16 protein-coding genes and 1 pseudogene are annotated in these 20,139 nt (G+C 49.0%); all 17 read left to right on the forward strand.

What is annotated here, in order from left to right; all coding sequences use genetic code 11:
* Positions 1-178 precede the first annotated feature (178 nt).
* The 17 genes and pseudogenes from JOE49_RS16455 to JOE49_RS16530 all read left to right on the forward strand — a co-directional run bounded on the left by JOE49_RS16455 (position 179) and on the right by JOE49_RS16530 (position 19,544).
* Positions 179-1,585 carry a discoidin domain-containing protein gene (locus JOE49_RS16455; RefSeq protein WP_209941936.1) on the forward strand — a complete coding sequence of 469 codons (1,407 nt, stop codon included), beginning with the start codon at positions 179-181 and terminating at the stop codon, positions 1,583-1,585.
* 215 nt (positions 1,586-1,800) lie between these two features.
* Entirely contained in the window at positions 1,801-2,736 is a 936-nt protein-coding gene (locus JOE49_RS16460; RefSeq protein ID WP_209941938.1) for an ArsR family transcriptional regulator, read from the forward strand.
* Positions 2,737-2,949: 213 nt separating this feature from the next.
* Complete coding sequence (locus JOE49_RS16465) at positions 2,950-4,671, forward strand: ABC transporter substrate-binding protein (RefSeq protein WP_209941940.1); 1,722 nt, start codon at positions 2,950-2,952, stop codon at positions 4,669-4,671.
* An 84-nt stretch (positions 4,672-4,755) separates the two neighbouring features.
* A complete protein-coding gene (locus tag JOE49_RS16470; RefSeq protein WP_209941942.1) occupies positions 4,756-5,709 on the forward strand; it encodes an ABC transporter permease in 954 nt (317 codons plus the stop codon).
* Positions 5,710-5,724: 15 nt separating this feature from the next.
* The gene (opp4C, locus tag JOE49_RS16475) at positions 5,725-6,651 is read left to right on the forward strand and encodes an oligopeptide ABC transporter permease (RefSeq protein ID WP_209941944.1); all 927 of its coding nucleotides are present in this window, start codon (positions 5,725-5,727) and stop codon (positions 6,649-6,651) included.
* A 13-nt stretch (positions 6,652-6,664) separates the two neighbouring features.
* Positions 6,665-7,648 (forward strand): ABC transporter ATP-binding protein, encoded by a 984-nt coding sequence (locus tag JOE49_RS16480; RefSeq protein WP_209941946.1) that lies wholly within the window; start codon positions 6,665-6,667, stop codon positions 7,646-7,648.
* Positions 7,641-8,609: an ABC transporter ATP-binding protein gene (locus JOE49_RS16485; protein ID WP_209941948.1), complete on the forward strand. Its 969-nt coding sequence runs from the start codon at positions 7,641-7,643 to the stop codon at positions 8,607-8,609. Before JOE49_RS16480 ends, JOE49_RS16485 begins: the two co-directional genes overlap by 8 nt.
* Positions 8,610-8,645: 36 nt before the next feature.
* A pseudogene (locus JOE49_RS26685) lies at positions 8,646-8,795 on the forward strand (MazG nucleotide pyrophosphohydrolase domain-containing protein); the annotation flags it as partial.
* A 142-nt stretch (positions 8,796-8,937) separates the two neighbouring features.
* On the forward strand, positions 8,938-10,119 hold the full coding sequence (locus JOE49_RS16490; RefSeq protein WP_209941950.1) for an alpha/beta hydrolase family protein: 1,182 nt from the start codon (positions 8,938-8,940) through the stop codon (positions 10,117-10,119).
* 3 nt (positions 10,120-10,122) lie between these two features.
* Entirely contained in the window at positions 10,123-10,554 is a 432-nt protein-coding gene (locus JOE49_RS16495; protein WP_209941952.1) for a MarR family winged helix-turn-helix transcriptional regulator, read from the forward strand.
* 313 nt (positions 10,555-10,867) lie between these two features.
* Positions 10,868-11,137 carry a 30S ribosomal protein S14 gene (rpsN, locus tag JOE49_RS16500; protein ID WP_209941954.1) on the forward strand — a complete coding sequence of 90 codons (270 nt, stop codon included), beginning with the start codon at positions 10,868-10,870 and terminating at the stop codon, positions 11,135-11,137.
* A gap of 248 nt (positions 11,138-11,385) precedes the next feature.
* Complete coding sequence (locus JOE49_RS16505; protein WP_209941956.1) at positions 11,386-12,378, forward strand: cation diffusion facilitator family transporter; 993 nt, start codon at positions 11,386-11,388, stop codon at positions 12,376-12,378.
* A gap of 207 nt (positions 12,379-12,585) precedes the next feature.
* A complete protein-coding gene (locus JOE49_RS16510; protein ID WP_209941958.1) occupies positions 12,586-14,490 on the forward strand; it encodes a heparinase II/III domain-containing protein in 1,905 nt (634 codons plus the stop codon).
* 28 nt (positions 14,491-14,518) lie between these two features.
* Positions 14,519-16,441: a glycosyl hydrolase gene (locus tag JOE49_RS16515; protein WP_209941960.1), complete on the forward strand. Its 1,923-nt coding sequence runs from the start codon at positions 14,519-14,521 to the stop codon at positions 16,439-16,441.
* Positions 16,442-16,495: 54 nt separating this feature from the next.
* Entirely contained in the window at positions 16,496-17,617 is a 1,122-nt protein-coding gene (locus JOE49_RS16520) for a glycoside hydrolase family 88 protein (RefSeq protein WP_209941962.1), read from the forward strand.
* A 517-nt stretch (positions 17,618-18,134) separates the two neighbouring features.
* The gene (locus JOE49_RS16525; protein WP_014277674.1) at positions 18,135-18,869 is read left to right on the forward strand and encodes an SDR family NAD(P)-dependent oxidoreductase; all 735 of its coding nucleotides are present in this window, start codon (positions 18,135-18,137) and stop codon (positions 18,867-18,869) included.
* Positions 18,870-18,944: 75 nt separating this feature from the next.
* Positions 18,945-19,544, forward strand: a complete 600-nt coding sequence (locus JOE49_RS16530; protein WP_209941964.1) for an NADPH-dependent F420 reductase — start codon at positions 18,945-18,947, stop codon at positions 19,542-19,544.
* The last annotated feature ends 595 nt before the right edge of the window (positions 19,545-20,139 follow it).

Raw genomic sequence — 20,139 nt, forward strand, 5'->3', positions numbered from 1 at the left:
GACGATGCAATAATCCAGTGATAATATGATTTGTGATTATTTACAAAAAACGACAAGGAGATTTGATAGTGTACTCTTAATCTCCTAGATTAGTTCGCAAACACGAAAAGAGAGGTGATAGAGATAGTTATTTCAAGAAAACTATTGCAATAATACAAATGGATATGGAGGTACATACATGTTGAACAGAAAAGGAATGATGATGGCTTCTTTTTCAGTAGTCATTGCTAGTTCATTACTGATGGGAAACGCTAGTTTTGTATCAGCGGATTCTCATCTAAACGGGGATTCTGTGGTTGCGGCAACGGGTGATTCGACGTTAGCTGATATGCCAGCTTATCTCAAATCCTCAGTGGAATGGGTTTGGAAGAATAGGATGTTGACTGAAGGCTCGACGGTTCGTAAAAATACGATTTTTGATCAAATTTTTGCGGGAAAAGGGACTCTTAATTATGTTATACGCTGGCAATCCTCTAAGCCCGTCACACTGAAGCAACGCCAGGATATTGCTAAAATGATAGATCGGCAGATGAACCATTGGACAGATCATCTTCAAGGATATGACGGTTGGCCCTATAAGAATATTAAAGTAAAAGTGGTAGGCTGGGCTGTTGCCGATCCTTCACTGCTCCTGAACAAGCAGCCTGACGAGGTCATTTATACGGATACCATTACAGATACACTAGCTTCTGAAAAACCGGAAATTCCTGCTGCGCTTCCAGTTGCGCCTAATGAAATATCCCGGTTTGAGCATTTTTCGGACCCGAACTATTCGTATCCGGGTGGAATGGATAAACGCTTTGATATGTATCTCTGGGCCACAGAAAATTTTGCCGGGGGAGCCGGCGGCGACTGGGGACAGCGTATGAATGATGAATACGTTCTGAGTACGGTGAACGCTGATGAGATTGAGATTACTGAACATGAAATTGGTCACGGATTTGGGTTAAACGATTTTTATGAAGAACATGAGCGTCCACCAGGTGGATTCCCAACGAACACCATTATGTGGGCCGGCAATTCCGATCATATCACCGACTGGGATGTTTGGATGCTGCGTTATACCTGGAGTCAAATCAAAAAGGATACGGCTCGTTTCCCAATCACGACTAAAGACGACGAGGGCCCAATTGAAACAGATCCTGATGAAATCGTGAACATAGCACCTGCGGCAACGGCTAGCAGCTCTTATACTTCATCTTGGGAAAATGTAAGCGCGCTAAACGATGGATTTGAACCTGCCAATTCCAACGATAGAAGTCATGCTGTGTATGGTAACTGGCCTGAGACGGGTACACAATGGGTCCAATATGATTTTGATCAAGAATATACGATATCCCAAACGGATGTCTATTGGTTTAAAGATGGCGCTGGCATTGATGTTCCTAAGTCTTACAAGATCAAGTATTGGAATGGTCAGGGCTGGTCTAATGTCAAGCAGGCCAAAGGGCTGGACACCGCGGTAGATCAATATAATACGACTACTTTTACGCCTGTAAAAACAACCAAAATAAGAATTGAAATGGTGTCCAAGGGTTCCGCATCTACCGGAATCCTGGAGTGGAAAGTTGCGGCTAAGCAATAAGTCATTCTAAAGGCTGTCTCTTGCGATATTGCAGGAGACAGCCTTTTCTAATTCATAGCTGGAACAACTGGAGTCTGATCATATCAGGCTTTTTTTGCATCTTGATTATGTCGCTTGTTTCGTTCATATTTGTATGCAAGGATCACAGGGAATGAACGGATGTACAATAATATGTATAATGAACGTCAGACATGATGAAAAGAGGACGGAAAGTGATGACCTACGACGTGAAAGCCCCATACGATGTACATGTGGGATTTGGACCGATGTTTGAGCTACTTAGCAGTTTGCATACCTTTATTTGCCGCAAGGCATACAAGAAGACGGATTTGTCATCCGGGTGGGCCGAGCAGGTACGTGGCAAGCTGTCGCCAGGTCTGTCCGAGCTGCTGGATTCCATGGAAATCAATGCAGACTGGAAGGTCATATACGGACTCGTCTGTATGCTTTCCGATGAAGGGGGCAGTGACGAGGTTATAGATCGTTTGGAGAGCCGGACAGCACGGGAACTGCATGAGCAGGCATTAGCCTATGGTATCCCGTTATCTGAGGATATGGAGAAGCTTCGCAGTCTTGCTTTACGGCTGCTACCTGGTTGGTATGAGGAATACTTTCGCTATACTGACGCTAACATTCTGATTGGGCTGGGACAGGAAGCCGAGCAGAGAAATAAGGAGAAGGATACCTATAGCACTTTGGAATGGGTGGATCGTATAACCAATGGCTTCCAGTTTGAGCCTTCCGATGGACTGACGCGGATACTGTTGGTACCGCATTACCATTTTCAGCCGCTTAATATCATTTACCGTTTTGGATCGCTCCTGCTGTGTCATTATTCGGCGGGCATTTATTTTCAGGAGGACGATTTTTTATCTCCACAGGAATACCGGATGATTCGAAGCTTGGGGGAGAAAAGCAGGCTTAAGATTTTAAAATATTTACACCAAAGTGATGCACCGCGCACCTTTATTGAAATTGTCCGTCACCTCAAGCTATCGAAGGGCATTACGCACGACCATATTTTCAAGCTGCGTGCCTCCGGCTTCATCCATGCCCACTTTGATAGCGAAACGTTGCTCGGTTATAGTTCAAGGCTTTCAGCGGTGAATGAAATACATAGCAGTATCCTCGGCTATATGGAACGGAAATAAGCTGCGGCGTATCCATAGACTTTAATACTTTAAACGAATAGACGTCGGTCACCTGGAGATGGAATCCAGATGATCCGGCGTTTTTTTGTCTAAATATAAAAAAAAGTCGAGTTCTCCCTTTACAGAACCGCATTAGATTCCTATAATGGGATTTATCTTATTAATTACAACTTGTTTGATCGGAATTTAACTAATTAACTCGGGGGGATTATTTTGAAAAAAGGAATCATTCTACTAAGCAGTCTACTACTAGCAAGTTCAGCCTTACTAGCGGCTTGCTCCAGCGGTGGATCGGACAGCGCTAACAGCGCCACTCCGCAGAGTAATGATGCTGCACAGACGGCTGCTACTGTACAGCCTTTGACAAGTCTGGTACAGGCATCCGATTTGACCAAGCTGCCGGATGTGTCCAAAAAGAGAAGCGATACAATTATTGTCGGTCTGACCGACCCGGCTGGGGTGTTCACTCCTTATTTCAACCAAAGTGGCTATGATGGCAACGTGATTTCACAGTTGTGGACTCCGCTGGTCACGGTAGATGAGAAAGGGCTTCCACTACCGAATCTGGCTAAGAGCTGGGATATCTCCAAGGATAATCTGACGTACACGTTTCATCTGGTTCCCGATACGAAATTCAGCGACGGTTCCCCTCTGACGGCAGAGGATGTGGCTTTTACATGGACGCTGATTTATGACAAAGCCTATGCCGGAGACAGCCCCATCCGCAAGCTGAACATCAAAGGCGGCAAGGCCTATACCGAGGGCAAATCGAAACAAATTGACGGGATCAAGGTCATTGATCCGCAAACGATCTCGGTAACGCTGGAAAAGCCAAACGCGTTGGCGCTGACAACTCTAGGCTCCGATGTCTTGTCCAAAGCCTACTACGGCAAGGATTACAAGTTCGGACAACTGGATTACTTTAAAAACCTGCACGGTAGTCCTTTGGGTAACGGCGCTTACAAGCTGGAGAAATTCATTCCGGGGCAAGAGGTTCGTCTGGAAGCCAATGATAACTTCTTCAAAGGCAAACCGAAAACACAGCATTTTATCTACAAAACCGCGGAAGGCGATGCTTGGCAGTTTATTGAGACAGGCGATACCGACTTTGCCCAATTCACCGCGACTCAGGAAAACATTGATAAATTGAAAGGGCTTGGCTTTTTGAACATTTTGCCCTATACCCCAAGCACTTACGGATATATTCAATTAAATCTGGAGAATGAAAAGCTGAAGGATAAGAAGATTCGTCAGGCGTTGACTTATGGTCTGGATCGCAAAACCATTTATGTAGATGCAGCGCAGGGTGCAGGAGCGGTGGCTAACATTCCGTCTTCTCCTATTTTTTGGTCCTACACGACAGACGGGGTAAATCCGTACAATTATGACCCGGAAAAAGCGAAAAAACTGCTGGATGAAGCAGGCTGGGTAGCAGGCAGTGACGGTATCCGTGAGAAAAACGGCCAGAAGCTGACCATTCACATGCTGACCTCCAAACGCCCGGAAACAAATACGTTTATTGCAATCGCGTCTGAAAATTACAAGGAGATTGGCGTTGATTTCCAACCGGAAATTTTCGCAGACTTTAATGCAATGGTCGCCAAGGTAGATGGTAAAGATTACGATATGGCATCCTTCTCCACCCCAATGCTGACCGACCCGTCTGACGGGATAGAGCAATTCGTCGATGGGGAAATCAAGGGGTATAACAATCCGAAGGTAAAAGAGCTGTATGAAAAAGGCTTATCCACGACGAATATTGAGGAACGCAAAAAAATATATAAAGAACTGTACTTACTGCTTAACGATGAGCTGCCCGTCATTTTCACGAACTATAAGAAAACAGTGTATGCCTACAATGGCCGCATGGAACATGTAAAGGTCAGTCCGTTCATTGGCTTGTCCGGCAATCTGTTTGAATGGTCCCTTAAATAAATCCACGCTTGCGAGCCCCTTGTGAAGAATCGACAGGTTTGGATCAAGGGGCCTCCCAAATGGGGTAAATGAAAGGAGTCTGCCATGAGCTCGTTTTTAACGAAAAGACTGACGTATATGGTCATTATTCTGTTGGCCGCTTCGATGATGATTTTTTTCCTGTACGCCATGACACCGGGAGATTTCATCAGCGGCGATCTCAAGCTGTCACCAGAAAGGAAGGCGGAGCTGAGAGAAATATATGGCCTGAACAAGCCTATTCTGGAGCGCTACGGAAGCTGGCTGTGGAATGCGCTGCATGGCAATTTTGGTTATTCACTTGCCCAGCAAAAGCCGGTGCTGACCCTGTTTAACGAATACATCTGGAACTCGTTTTTACTGGCGATTGTATCGACCTTCCTGACGTGGGTTATTGCTGTCATTATTGGTGTGGTTGCTGCTTATAAGCAGTATTCATGGTTCGATACCCTCGTTATGGTGGTGATTTTTGCCGCCATGTCTGTTCCATCCTTTTTTATCGGGCTGTATCTGATCAAGGTTGCAGCGGTCGATCTCAAATGGCTGCCGCCGGGCGGCATGCTCAATACGGGCAGTAACGCTACAGGCATGGAGTATGTGAAGGAGGTCGTTCAGCATATGACCCTGCCGGTGACCGTCATGACACTGCTGGGACTGGGTTCGCTGACCCGTTATTTCCGCAGCAATATGATCGACGTGATCCAGCAGGACTATATCCGCACGGCTCGTGCGAAGGGCTTAAAGGAAAGAAAGGTACTTTTTACACACGCGTTGAGAAATGCGTTGCTGCCTGCAATTACGCTGATTGGCTTCGAATTGCCCGCGTTGTTTGGCGGATCTCTTATTATTGAAAAGATTTTCAACTGGCCGGGAATTGGTCAGCTGTACATGCTATCCTTTTCGCTTCGGGATTACCCGCTGCTCATGGGCTTCACGATGCTGATTGCTATTTTGAGCGTCATGGGGACACTACTGTCCGATATTCTGTATCGTATCGCGGACCCGCGTGTAAAGGTGTAAGGAGGGGGCTATGGAATGTCATCCGTTAGCAGTAATTTGAGCAAAAGCAGCGGTAGACTGCGAATAGCTGCAAAATCTTCAATGTGGCGGCAAGCGCTGCGGCAGTTGTTCAGAAACAAGCTGGCTATGGCCGGGCTGCTCGTCGTTGTTTTTATGTTTTTGATCTGTTTTATCGGCCCGTTATTTTCTCCCTATGCCGATAACAAAACGAATATATTAATCATGAACAAGGCACCGAACCTTCATCACTGGCTGGGAACGGATAAGCTGGGAAGGGATGTGCTGACCCGCGTGATGCAGGCAGGCCAAATTTCCCTCACCGTGGGACTGGCTTCTATGGTATTGTCTGTCTTTTTGGGAGCTACGCTGGGCGTCATATCGGCGTATTTTCGTGGAATTGCAGATCAGATCATTATGCGGATCGCTGATTTGCTGCTGACCATTCCGAGTTTGCCGCTGCTGTTCATTATGGGCGCACTGTTGTCTGACTGGAAGGTTCCGCCAGATCAACGTATGTATATCGTTATGCTGATGCTCAGTCTGGTCAATTGGCCGGGGATCGCGCGGATGGTGAGAGGTCAGATGCTTAGTTTGCGGGAGCGTGAATTTATGCAGGCTGCAACAGTGCTGGGACTGTCGAACCGACGCAAGCTGTTCAAGCATCTATTTCCTAATATTATGCCATTACTGATTGTTATCGCCACTTTGAACATTGGTGGAGCTATCCTGAGTGAATCTGTACTTAGTTTCTTCGGCCTTGGTGTGCTTCCTACAACACCGACTTGGGGCAACATGATTGATGCGGCCAACAATGTGCTGGATTTTCAACAGCGTCCTTGGATGTGGATACCGCCCGGCCTTTCCATTTTTGCTACGGTCATCGCCATTAATATTTTTGGTGACGGACTGCGGGACGTACTTGACCCGAAACATAAGAGGTAGGTGATCATACACCATGAACAATTTACTTTCGATTGAGCATTTAAGCACTCATTTTTATACCGAAGAAGGCACGGTCAAGGCGGTGGATAATGTCAGCTTCCGTGTGAAGCCGGGCGAGACGGTATGCATTGTCGGCGAATCAGGCTGTGGCAAAAGCATTACCGCGATGTCAATCATGGGCTTGATCCAGAGTCCCGGCGGTAGAGTGGCAGGCGGAAGTATTCGCTTTGAGGATACCGATCTGCTGGGGCTTAGCAGAAATGAGATGCGCACGATTCGCGGTCATGAGATATCTATGATTTTTCAGGAGCCGATGTCCTCGCTGAATCCGGTCATGACCATTGGGGAACAGTTATCCGAACCGCTGATCGAGCATTTGAAAATGGGGCGCAAGGACGCGCACAAGCGGGCGCTGGAGCTAATCGAACAGGTAGGCATTGCCCGACCCGAGCAGATTATGAAAAGCTATCCGCATGAACTGAGCGGCGGAATGCTACAGCGCATTATGATTGCCATTGCCGTGTCCTGCGGACCCAAGCTGCTCATTGCGGATGAGCCGACTACGGCGCTGGACGTGACGATACAGGCGCAAATCCTCGACATGCTGCGTGAATTCAAGGCCCAATCCAATATGTCGCTGATGCTGATCACCCATGATCTGGGCGTTGTTGCAGAAATGGCGGATTACGTGATTGTGATGTATGCAGGCAAGATTGTTGAGGAAGGCGAAGTGGTACAGCTATTTGATCATCCCAAGCATCCCTATACGCAAGGATTGCTAAAATCCAAGCCCGTGCTGAACCAGCGGCAAAAGGAGCTGTATTCCATTCCTGGGCAAGTGCCTAATCCGCTGGAGCTCACCACATCCTGCTATTTTCATGACCGCTGCGGGCATTGCATGGACATATGCCGCGTGAAGGAGCCTGTATTAAAAGAAGTTTCAGCACAGCAGAAGGCATCCTGCTGGTTATATGAGGAGGCGGTTGTTCATGGCTGAGCCATTGCTGGAAATCGACCGCTTAAAAACGTATTTTCCGGTCAAGTCCGGGTTTTTGAACCGTACTACAGGGCATGTGCGGGCGGTGGATGATATCAGCTTTACGATCCGTCAGGGGGAAACCTTCGGTCTGGTGGGCGAATCGGGCAGCGGCAAAAGCACTGTGGGCCGCACGATTGTCAGATTGACAGACAAGACGGATGGCACCATTAAATACAAAGGCGTCGATCTGCACAGCCTATCCGCAAAAGGGATGCAGGAGCTTCGTCCTAAAATCCAACTGATCTTTCAGGACCCGTACAGCTCGCTGAACCCACGCGTGCGCATCGGAGATGCCATCGGGGAGGCGTTGCTGGATCACGGTATAGCGACGAAGGAGGAGGTCCGGCAGATTGTGCTGGACGTGCTCAAGCTATGCGGATTGTCGGAGTATCATATTGACCGTTTTCCGCATGAATTTTCGGGAGGGCAGCGCCAACGGATCGGCATTGCCCGCGCGCTGGCGCTCCAGCCGGATCTGATCATCGCAGATGAGCCAGTATCGGCGCTGGACGTGTCCATTCAGGCGCAGATTATTAACCTGTTCTCCAAGTTGCAGGCCGAGCGGGGGCTGACGTATTTGTTCATCTCGCATGATTTGAGCGTGGTGGAGCATCTGTGTTCTCGCATAGGAGTGATGTATCTAGGCTCCATGGTCGAAACGGCTTCGCGTGACGAGCTGTTCGGGAATCCGCTTCATCCGTATACGAAGGCGCTGCTGTCGGCTGTACCGATCCCGGTGCCGAAGCTAAAAAGAGAGCGGATTTTGCTCAAAGGGGATATCCCAAGTCCGGTTAATCCACCTTCCGGCTGCAAGTTCCATACCCGTTGTCCCTTTGCGATTGACCGCTGCTCCAAGGAAGTGCCTCTCTATCGTGAGGCTCGTCCAGGTCACTGGGTGGCTTGCCATTTGGCTGAATGAACAGAGCTAAGTCAGTACATTTTGAAGCCAAAGGGCTCATTTGAGGAAAACAAACAGGAGCTTATTGAATAATTAGGTGATGTATTAGGTAACCTAATTGTGATAGCCAATAAATATGACATTCCTTTAGAAGAAGTATTTCACTCCCATAAAATGAAACTTTCAGAACGGTATTTTAAAATTTAAATTCTTTAGTGAGGCTCCTGTGGCTCAAAGCTGCGGGAGCTTTTCTTGTAACTCCATTTGACAGTTTAATGCATAGCATGCTATGTTATTTTTCGATAGTATGCTATGTATTATTTATGATCTCTTGAGGAGGAGAATGGTTATGAGTATTTTCTTTGAAGACCAAGCTTTTGAGTTTGAAACTATCCGTACTTTGAACTATTATAATTATCAAGGTGCAGAGCTGGGAGAAGTACAAGGTGTTGCCAATCGCATTACAGAAGGAGATTTCGATAGCTGGTATAAAGAATGGTATGACATGGCAGAGAAGGTAAGCGCATTGGCTAACAAGTCATTACAAGGCAAGCATACAGTCAGTGCCAAAGAAGCTTTTCTGCGTGCAAGCAATTACTACCGCACAGCCGAGTTTTTCTTGAAAAATGACGAGCCGATCCGAATGGAGTGCTACAAAAAAAGCGTAGACACATTCAGACAAGCCCTGCAGCTCATGGATGAACATGGTGAGCCAATTAATATTCCTTTTGAAGACGGATATTTGAGCAGCTATTTATTTACCGTTGGCAAAGACGCACCAACCCTGATTTTCGTTGGCGGATATGACTCTACAGTGGAAGAACTGTACTTCGCTGGTGGTGCGGCTGCCCTGAAGAGAGGTTTCAATGTTTTGATTTTTGATGGTCCTGGTCAAGGAGAAGCCATTCGCATTCAAAAAACTGTAGCCCGATATGATTTTGAAAAGCCGATAAGTGCTGCTCTTGATTATTTGCAAGACCATACCGTAATAGATACGAACCAATTTGTAGCTTTATTGGGCATGAGCTTGGGCGGTTATTATGCGGCAAGAGCTGCTGCCTTTGAGAAAAGAATAAATGCTTGTATCTTGTTTGATGTATTTACTGATGTGTGGGAATCAATTAGTAAAAAAAATCCAATGATGGAAAAACTCGAATCCAGCCCGGGCACCATCACATTGGACAGCTCCAGGCTGGATGCGAATTCGCGTTGGCTGATTCAAAATGGATTTTGGGTGTTCGGTTGCAAGAAAATGTCGGAATTGCCGGCTAAAATCAAACCATTCACCGTGAAAGGGATTGCAAACCTGATTGAATGCCCGACGTTATTGTTGGTCGGAACACACGATCATTTTGTTACAGAGGATCAATTGACTTATTTGAAGGATCATCTGGGAGGGCCTTATGATGTTCATATTTTTGATACTACATTCGGCGCTCAAGAGCATTGCCAGGAAGGCAATCATTCCTATGCTCATCAAGTCATGTTTGATTGGACAGAGGAACAACTACTTAAATATAAGGATGCATAATGGATGAATTTATTTAGAAGCCATGGTTTTTTGCTGAATAGACTCGCACATATTGGGTCTAACCAACTGGAAAGAGAGCTATTGTTCCAATTTGATATTACATTGAGCCAGTGGGCGGTCTTGTCGATCGTATGGGAAGAAGAAGGTATTGCGTTATCTAGGATTCAGGAGGTATTGGATGTGAAGGTCTCAACAGCCTCCGGGGTCATCAAACGGATGGAGAAAAAAGGGCTGCTCCTTCGCAAACAAAATGAACATGACAAACGAGAAATTCAACTATTTCCCACCGATCAGTCAAGAAAATTGGAGCAGGATGTTATACAAACGGTTAAAGACTTCAATAACAAGCTTTTGGGTGGTTTTACCCCTGAGGAAAAAGTAATGTTTACGAGTTTTATTCAGCGCGGCTTCAACAACTTGAAGCAACATGAGTAGCAATATGAGTCATAAGGAGGCATCTTTCTTCATTGGAAAGGTTATCTCCGTGTGAACTGGGTCTGCCAGCTTTTGCTGGTTGGCCTTTTTTGCTGTACTGAATTACAGAATGGGAGCTTGCGAGGGTTTCTGATAATTACGAATGAGCAGTGTTGCCAATATGATTCCGCAATAGCAGCGGTAGTATGGAATTCTGATTGGGTTGACAACTCATCTGAAACAACGTTATATTAAATAGTAATCGTAATTATTACTATTTAAATCAATCATGTTTATGTCCATGATTGGCATATATAACAAGGAGGAACTTTACATGGCTAAGAAGTCGAAAGTAGTAAAAGAGAAGAAACGTCAGGAAACTGTAACTAAATATGCAGACCTGAGACGTGAACTGAAAGCAAAAGGGGACTACGAAGCATTACAGAAGCTTCCACGTGATTCTTCCCCGACTCGCCTGAAAAGCCGTTGCGAGCTGACAGGCAGACCCAGAGGATACTTGCGCAAATTCAAGCTGTCTCGTATCGCGTTTCGCGAGTTGGCACATAAAGGCCAAATTCCAGGAATTACGAAATCAAGCTGGTAAATAGGCACTCATGTCAATCGTCAGCGCATGGAGATTATCTGTGTTGTTAACCTGAGGGTATGTCTGATAGAAGGTTGTAACGGGAATGCTTCATGTCGTAGGGGACATGGGGCATTCCTTTTCCATGGAAAATATTATCGTTTGTATTGATTCTCCTCAGCTGGTTAGGTAGAATATGGACGGGTTAAAAATAATACATAACAAACGATGATATATCAGATTATGTATACCTCAGGAGGAGCTACAAGATGGAAGTGAAACAGAGAGAGGACTCCTTTTGGAGTATGGTCAAAAAAGGAAACAAATCCTCGGGCTCGGCGGCGTTAGGTAATACCGGCATTGCCTTGATTAAGGGGATTGCTTTTGCCTTGACAGGCAGCGGTTCTATGTTTGCTACGATGATGCATTCCATTGCGGATGCAGTGAATCAAATGTTTGTATTCGCGGGCAGTGTACTGGCAGAGAAAAAACCGACAAAACGCTTTCCTACCGGCTTTGGACGAGTGATTAACCTGTTCTGTATGGTTGCTGTTATTGTCGTAACGATTATGGCCTATGAAACCGCATTGGAAGGCATTCATTTGCTGCAGCATCCGGCTGAATCTACACATGGATTTTGGATTAATGTAATAGTGCTGATTTTGTCACTAGTGGTGGACGGATTTGTATGGAGCAAAGCGATGAAAGAAGTGCTGCATGAATCCAGAGTAGAAGCGAAGGGGTTAGGCATTTTCACCTCTGCGTTCCGCCATGTTGGGCGTGCTGCACCGCCAACCCGGCTGGTGTTTTATGAAGATTTGGTAGCAACAACGGGTGGAGTACTCGCTTTGCTAGCAGTGGTGGTCACATCGCTGACAGATTTTAAACTGCTGGACGGCATTTCAAGTATTCTCATCGGTTGTCTGATGGTCGGTGTTGCTTTCCGGGTCGGTTACGACAACATGGTAGGTTTGATCGGTGTATCTGCTCCTCCTGATATCGAAGAACGTGTGGCTTCCATTATTCTCGCAGATACGCATGTTACTGATATTTATCAAATGCGTATTTTACAGGAGGGACGCTATTATCACGTGGAAGGGTTGATTGAGCTTACGCCGGGCATGACGCTGGCAGATGCTGACGATATTAAATTTAGAGTCGAGGACGCCTTGCTGCGTGATCCTAATATCTCAGATGCAGCACTGGGTATTCTGGAGGATGACGGGATTAGAAAGTGGAAACAAGAGAAACCCACAGTGTAGAAAACATGATCAAAGCGAATCTGGATGGAGATTGGCACTAGTGTAAAACAAGAACTTCCATGACCACGGCAACGGGGCATAGAGGTTCTTTTATTTTTTCTCAATTGTTTTGCTACCCCTTTGAATTTACAATGATTGTTAGATACAATGAAAGCGTTAACAAAAAAAGAAGGTGAAACAAATGCTTCTCATGAGGAGGAAATGCAGATGAGTCTTCTGAGGGAGGCTTGGCCTGCTTCGCGGCTCGTTAAGGCGCTGGCTGGCGGCATGCAGGATTCAGCAAGGCAACGGTTAAGGAGTAATTGGACAAAAAGGCTGCGGACGACTGTCTCTGAGCCGATATACGCCGACCTTTGGATGGATGTTGAGCGTGTCTGTAAAGATAATCGGGAAGCAACATGGCCTGAACTGCCGTTGTCTCTGTTTCGGCAATTTGCTAATACAGGAGAGCGCAAGCCGTATGAGGATGTGTATTTTGAACGGCGTGGACGACTGGTTGCTATAGTGCTGGAAGCTGTTGTCAAGCCGGAGCCTCGAAAGATGAAAGAGGTGGAAAGCGGTCTGCTGGACATATGCAGTGAGTACACATGGGCGCTTCCTGCACATGTTAACGAAGAGGACACCGTAACACCGCCTTGGCAGCAGGTGGATTTATTCGCGTCCGAAACAGCACAAACGCTGGCTGAAATTTTATTGCTGCTAGGAGAACAACTGGCTAGCCATGTGGTCGCTCAAGTGCACGAAGAGATCGAACGTCGTGTACTGGAACCCGTTTTTTGGAAGCCTCGTCATTTTGGATGGGAAACCGCAGATCATAACTGGTCGGCAGTATGTGCTTCCGGTTGCGGAATTGCAGCACTGCTGCTGGTAGAAGATGACTCTTCCAGAGCGGTAGCCATCGAGAGTATGCTTGGCGCGCTGGATTGTTTTTTGGCAGGCTATAGTGAGGACGGGGGATGCCCCGAAGGCGTAGGATACTGGGTGTACGGCTTTGGTTATTTCATTTATTTTGCCGATATGCTGCGTGAATTTACCGAGGGAGCTGTGGATATTCTGAACTCGAAAAAGGTTAGGCAAATTGCAGCCTTTGCAGAGCGAGTTCATCTGTCGAATGGAATTTTCGCTAATTATTCGGATAGTAGTGAAACTGAACGATTGCCTTCCGGACTCATCTCTCATTTGAATTCATTGCAAGAACGACCATCTACACTCCCTTTCCGCGTACCTGGTCTGTTGGAAGACCCCTGTCGCCGCTGGGCTCATGTATTGCGCAACTTGGTCTGGACGAATTCTTTGGCATTTGGGAGCGGTGAAACCGTTGCCAATTATTTGCCGCAACTCGGTTGGCTGATGTGCCGCAGCCGCAGTTCCAGCCATAGTGGACCCAGAAGCCAAATGGGTGAACCAGGTGTCATGCTTGCTTTTTCAGCGAAGGCTGGGCATAACAATGAACCGCACAATCATAACGATCTTGGACATTTCATCCTTCATGGCGGTGGCGAAAATCTATTGTGTGATCTGGGAGCAGGCTTATACACGAAAGCCTATTTTTCACCGGGACGAGAGTCGATTATTAATATTTCCTCTAGTGGTCATTCCGTGCCTGTCATCAATGGGACTATGCAGCAATCGGGCGCAAAGGCAAAGGCGGTTGTGCTGGATATTGCTTTGGATGAGCAAGAGGAGGTACAGACGGGCACAAGGCTTAAGCTTGATTTGACATCTGCTTATCCCGTAGAAGAATTGGCGGTCTTCACCCGCTCCTTTATTTGGAATGTGCTGGAGGGAAACGAGGGGGCAAGGCTTACCGTCACCGATCATTTTGAGTTTGAAACGTCTGGCGTGAGCATGAAGTCATGGGATGTGGAGGAGTTTTTCATCAGTTGTATTCAGCCTAATCTGGGAACAGGCTTCGTAGAATGGAAGGGAGCGAACGCAGTCGTCAGGCTAGATTATGATGCCGGCGTGCTGCGGGCGGGGTTGGAGGCTGTGAAGCACATAGATCATGACGGAGCTCCCTTTGTGTTTTATAAAACATCGCTGCAACTAGACTCCAATCACTGGAGCGATTCTGCAAGCGTAGATTGCAATCTGTTTTTTACCATACATTAATTTTCATTTTGAATGGGAGGCAGACAGGATGAATAAGCTGCAGACAGGCAGCGTGTACCCTTGGCAGACGGAGCTGGAGGAATTTATAGAGCAGTTGGATGAACAGTTGGAAAACGGGCTGAATCGAGTGGATGACGGCTGGACTCACCAACGTAAGCTTGCCGTGCTGGAAAAGCTGGTTCGTGCTTATACTCCGCATCAGGATGAAAATGGGGCCATTATCGACCCTCATTCTGATAGTGAACGGTATTACTCGACTCCATCTTATGCTTTGGCAGCGGCGGTATTGGTCAAAGAAGGTCGGCATGACTTGCTCGAATCCGCTGCGGCGGCTCTAACACATAGCATAGCATGTGTGGTGGAGGAAAGGGCCCCGGATCACCATCCGGACTTTTTTCCGATCATGATGATGGGGGCGTATCGGCTGCTCAAAAACCTGCTGCCAGAGCAGGCCACAGCATGGAAGCAGCAGTTGAGCCGGATTCAGCCGGAAGACACCTACATTTTTACAATGAGCAAAATGAAAAATCCGAACCGGATGATCAACTGGAATGCGATTATGATTTCCGGCGAGTTTTTGCGTGCAACGGAAGGAATTGCAGCCGATTCGGAATGGATGGAGACGTATATCCGCAGCTACCATTTGCCTCGTTTTACCGGGTTGGGCCTGTATCAGGATGGTCCGTTGGATCGGCCCAATAGCCCATTTGCCTACGATATCGTTACACGTTTTCATCTGGGCGTGATGCTGGAGAACGGATATGATGGCAGCTGCGCACTCGAACTGCGTGACCACCTTCGCAGGGGGGCGCTCAGCACATTACTGGCGCTATCCCCACACGGGGAAATTCCGCCGCGTGGAAGAAGCGCGCAGCATCAGTGGAACGAAGCGGCAGCGGCCTTCGTTTTCACGACACATGCGCAGCAGGCTTTTGCAGCGGGCGAGCATGGGCTGGCAGGCGCATTCCGACGGGCAGCAGATCTATGCTGGCAAGCGATTAGCCGCTGGCAGACGGATGAAGGAAAGCTGCATATCGTCCGCAACCATTATTCGCCCGAGGCACGGCATGGCTTTGAGGTGTACTCGAATCATACCTGCTACAGTCTGTGGACGGCGGCTGTGCTGGCCCACACCCTTCTACATGGGGAGGAGATGGATCGCATTTCCCCAACCTTCATCCCGGCGGAGATCGGCAGCCGGGTGTTGGCAACGGATGGCTGGTTCCAGACTGTCATTGCAGCCGTAGACGGGCAGCAAATGCTTGTGCAAACATCGGTCAACGACCCGTACAATATTCCGGGCATCGTGCGTATTCAGCAGTCTGCGCTGCCGTCGCTGATCGGTCCGTCCTCAGCAGGTCATGCAGACCGCGGCTTTACAGGCTTCGCGGAGGGAGATATTTTCCCGTTGAGCTATACCCCGGCCTGGCAAACGGAGGACGGAAAGTGGCACAGCTTGTCGGAGGGCATTCCCGGTACGCTGGAGTTCGACCGGGATGGAGGCATTGATCCGCTGGACGGCGGAGGATCAGTACAGATGGAGCAAAGCTCCGCATCCAACGGAGCGACTGATTTTACATTGTTGTGGAAGGGTCCATTCCCGGGCGTATGGGAAATTCGAACGCATTATCGGCAGGTACCCGGCAAAATTGAAGTGACATATGAGCTTAAAGGCAATATTCAGTCGGTAGGGGCGCTTATTCCTTTAATGGCCTATGACGGCCAGGAACGCAGTACCATTCATCATGTGATGTCTACAGGTGAAGAGAAGGAAAGCATTCGGGTGGAGTACGCAGGTGCGAGCCTGGAGGTTATTCCAGCAACGGAAGGAACGAATGTTGTGTGGCCGGAAGAACTGGCTTCTGTGGCCTGTCGGAATGGTTTGCTCAAGGGAGCGCGTTTGGAATGCGAGGGTAGTCGTATTTCCTTTATCATTCATTTGCCGGCATAAATTAGGCCGGAACAATAGAGTTTTTAACATGTGGAAAAGGGAGGGTGAAGAGCAATGACTGAAACAGAAGCATGGCTGGAACAATCGTGGGAGCTGGCTTTGGATAAAACGCTTGCCTTGGCGGCAAGACTGGGAAACTCCTTTCCACATGTTGCAGAAGGTGGACGTTATGATCAGCGTGAGGAAGAATGGTGGACGGCCGGCTTTTATCCAGGTTTGCTATGGCTGATACATCGGGCGCGCCCTGATAGCGAAGCAGCCAGAATTGCACAGCAGTGCGAGGAACGTCTGGAAAAGGTGCTCTACAACAGTGAAGCCGTAGACCATGATCTTGGCTTTATTTGGCTGTTGAGCGGTGTGGCAGCCCATCGGTTGACTGGAGATCCAGAATCCAGAAGACGTGGGCTGTTAGCCGCTAACCTGCTGGCTGCTCGTTTTAACGTGAATGGCCGTTTTATTCGCGCGTGGAATTTCCACGCCAAGGACATGGATACACGGGGGGCAGCGATTATAGACAGTATGATGAATCTGCCTCTGCTCTATTGGGCTTCAAAGGAAAGCGGAGACCCGCGTTTTGCCGCTTTGGCTGTACAGCATGCCGATACCGTAGCGCGTGAGTTTGTCCGTGCTGACGGTTCGATTGCCCATGTGGTCGAGTTCGACCCAGAGATTGGAAAAAAACACGCCGAGCACGGCGGACAGGGGTTTGCACCCGGCTCTGCCTGGGCACGTGGCACGGCATGGGCTTTGTACGGTTTTACGCTTTCGTACGGGTACACACGCGATTCGCGTTATTTGAAGGTGGCCGAGAACACGGCAGATTTTTTCCTGTCCCAACTGGGCGATGCTTGCCTGCCTGTGTGGGATTTTAGAGCGGAGGAGGGGCACCGTGAAGCTTGGGATTCGTCTGCTGCTGCGATTGCAGCGAGTGGCCTGCTGGAGCTGGCAAAATACTCGACGCGTGCGGAGCATTTTACGACGGCAGCGAAATCCATTCTCAAGGGCTTGCATGAGACCTGTACAGCATGGGAGCAGGATCATGAGGGACTGCTCATGAATGGAACTGTGCACTATCCCGAGCAAAAATACATTAACGTGCCCATCATCTACGGCGATTATTTCTTTGTCGAGGCACTGGCAAAACTGCGTGGAGAAGAAGGCTTTTTTAGTGTGTAATGTAACAATTTGTTTTACTCCAAAAATCTAAAAAAATATGAGTACCGCAAAAAATTAGGCAGAGCTGGCCAACGAGTTACGCGGGGAGCTCGCAGGCTTGGAGGCTTGATCGAGTCATTTTATGCCTATCGAGCGAACCGGTTGGATTATTTAGCTGCCTCTCGATTCGTCCAAGACAGGTACGTGCACCTTCCCGGGTTAACCATTGCTCCACCAGGGATAATAATTTCCACATGTCGTTTTGAACCTGTCTACAGGCCGAAAAAAGCCGCATATCGTTTCGTCGTCTTCTCTATACAGAAGAAGTTACCCAGGGTAAGCTCTGCGACGACGTCACGCGCGACTGCAAGTAGATGACTCGCATGGTCGCCTTGACAAACGGATCAGTGATCCATTATAATTGGATCACTGATCCGAATATAGTAATCGGTGACTGGATCAGTGAAATCCACAAGATACAGCAATCTGTGCAAATGGGCCAGAGATGCTGTCCAACACAACGAAAGGGTGAAAATTCATGGGAAAGCTTGAAGGTAAGGTTGCAGTCATCACGGGGGGCGCTACCGGCATCGGCCGCGCCGCAGCAAAGCGATTCATCGAGGAGGGCGCCTTCGTCTTCATCTTCGGCCGCAGGCAGGAAGCGCTCGACGCCGCTGTGGCCGACCTTGGGCCCAATGCCCGCGCGGTGAAGGGCTCGGTCTCCGATCTGGCCGACCTCGACCGACTCTACGCGGCGGTGAAGTCCGAGCGCGGAACTCTCGACATCGTCTTCGCCAATGCCGGGGCGGGAAGCCAGCTTCCGCTCGGCGAGATCACCGCTGAGCACATTGACGAAATCTTCGACACCAATGTGAAGGGTTCGATCCTCACGGTCCAGAAGGCGCTACCGCTGATGGGCCAGGGCGGTTCGATCATCCTAACGGGATCGAGCGCTGGCACCACGGGCGCCCCGGCAATGAGCGCCTACAGCGCGAGTAAGGCGGCAGTGCGCAACCTCGCGCGGACCTGGGCGGAGGACCTGAAGGGCACCGGCATCCGGGTAAACGTGCTGTCGCCCGGAGCGACGGCAACCGAGCTCGCGAAGGAATCGCTAGGCGAGGAGGGCCAAAAAGTCTTCGCCTCGATGACTCCGCTCCAGCGCATGGCTGATCCGGCGGAGATCGGGGCGGTGGCCGCCTTTCTCGCATCATCGGACAGCAGCTTCATGACCGCCAGCGAGGTCGCCGTCGACGGCGGCCTAGCGCAAATCTGACACGCTACGCCCGGCCGGTCACTCCATTCGATATGCGGAGCCCGTAGGGCGTGGTAAACCAAAGGAGAAGAATATATGAGCTACGCAATTATTGGCTTCGGCAAGGTCGGCCAGGCTCTTGCTAAGGCGTTTGCCCGAAGCGGCATCGAAGTATCCGTTGCAACCACTCGCGACCCGGAAAGCTTTGCATCCGCTGCGGCCGCGATCGGACCAGAGATCATTCCCAAAAAATTGGCGGACGCCGTCAAGGCGGACATCATCTTTTTGGCTGTCCGTTTCGAGTCGCACCCGGATGTCGCGAAGGCGCTCCCCACCTGGCAGGGGAAGACCATCGTCGATGTGACCAATGCCTACGGTGTGCCCTCTGAGGAACTGGAAGGACAGCCTTCTTCCAAGTTCGTCGCGCAGGCCTTCACTGGTGGACGATTGGTCAAGGGCTTCAACCATTTAGTGGCTGCCGTCCTTGACCAAGATCCGGCCGTTCATGGTGGCAGGAGAGTCGTGTTCCTGGCGAGCGACGATGACGGCGCAGCAGCGGAGATTGGTGCGCTTGCGGAAAATCTCGGTTTCGCGCCGATCAAACTTGGCGGGCTTTCGGAAGGCGGACTGCTTGTGCAGGCGCGAGGAAATAGCTGGGGTCAACTGATCTTTAAGGATTTGGTCAAGCTCGACTGATGAATCGTGATCGCAAATTCCGATGCAATCCTGCCTCGTGGACACAGGGCAGCCACAGTTTGATTGAAGCGAGGGCGACGCCGGTAGACAGACGCTTGCCGATCATCTGGCGTGTGCGTGCTTGTGGGTCTGTCTGACGCCTTCCAGCTCGGGAAGCTGACGGGCATCGCACTCCTGCTTGCGCACCTGGTCGGGCTAAGGGGCTCGGCCCTCGCCTCCTTCGCCAGCGTTTGCCGCTGTGCGAAGGCGCTGCGCAGCTCGCGCATGGACGGTTTGAACGCCGAGACGATGAAGCTTCGGTCGTGGCCTGCACCCGTCGCGCTTGCGGCTGGCCCGATGGTATGAAATCAAGGAATTCAAGCAGATCGTAGAATCGACGGAAAACGCAACATACCTAGACCGCCTATTACCAACGCATCTACTCCAATACTGTTGGTGCATCTTTCGGGGTTTTTAAAACAAATTTACCTGCATCCGACTGGAACACCATCCGTGAACAAGTGCGAAATGATGTAATTGGACAAAAGTTGAAAGGCTATGACGACCAAGGAAGAAATGATGGAAATACTGACGAGGAAGATTGAATTTGATATAA

The sequence above is a fragment of the Paenibacillus sp. PvR133 genome, from assembly GCF_017833155.1.
In the GTDB taxonomy this organism is placed as follows: Bacteria; Bacillota; Bacilli; order Paenibacillales; family Paenibacillaceae; genus Paenibacillus; species Paenibacillus polymyxa_B.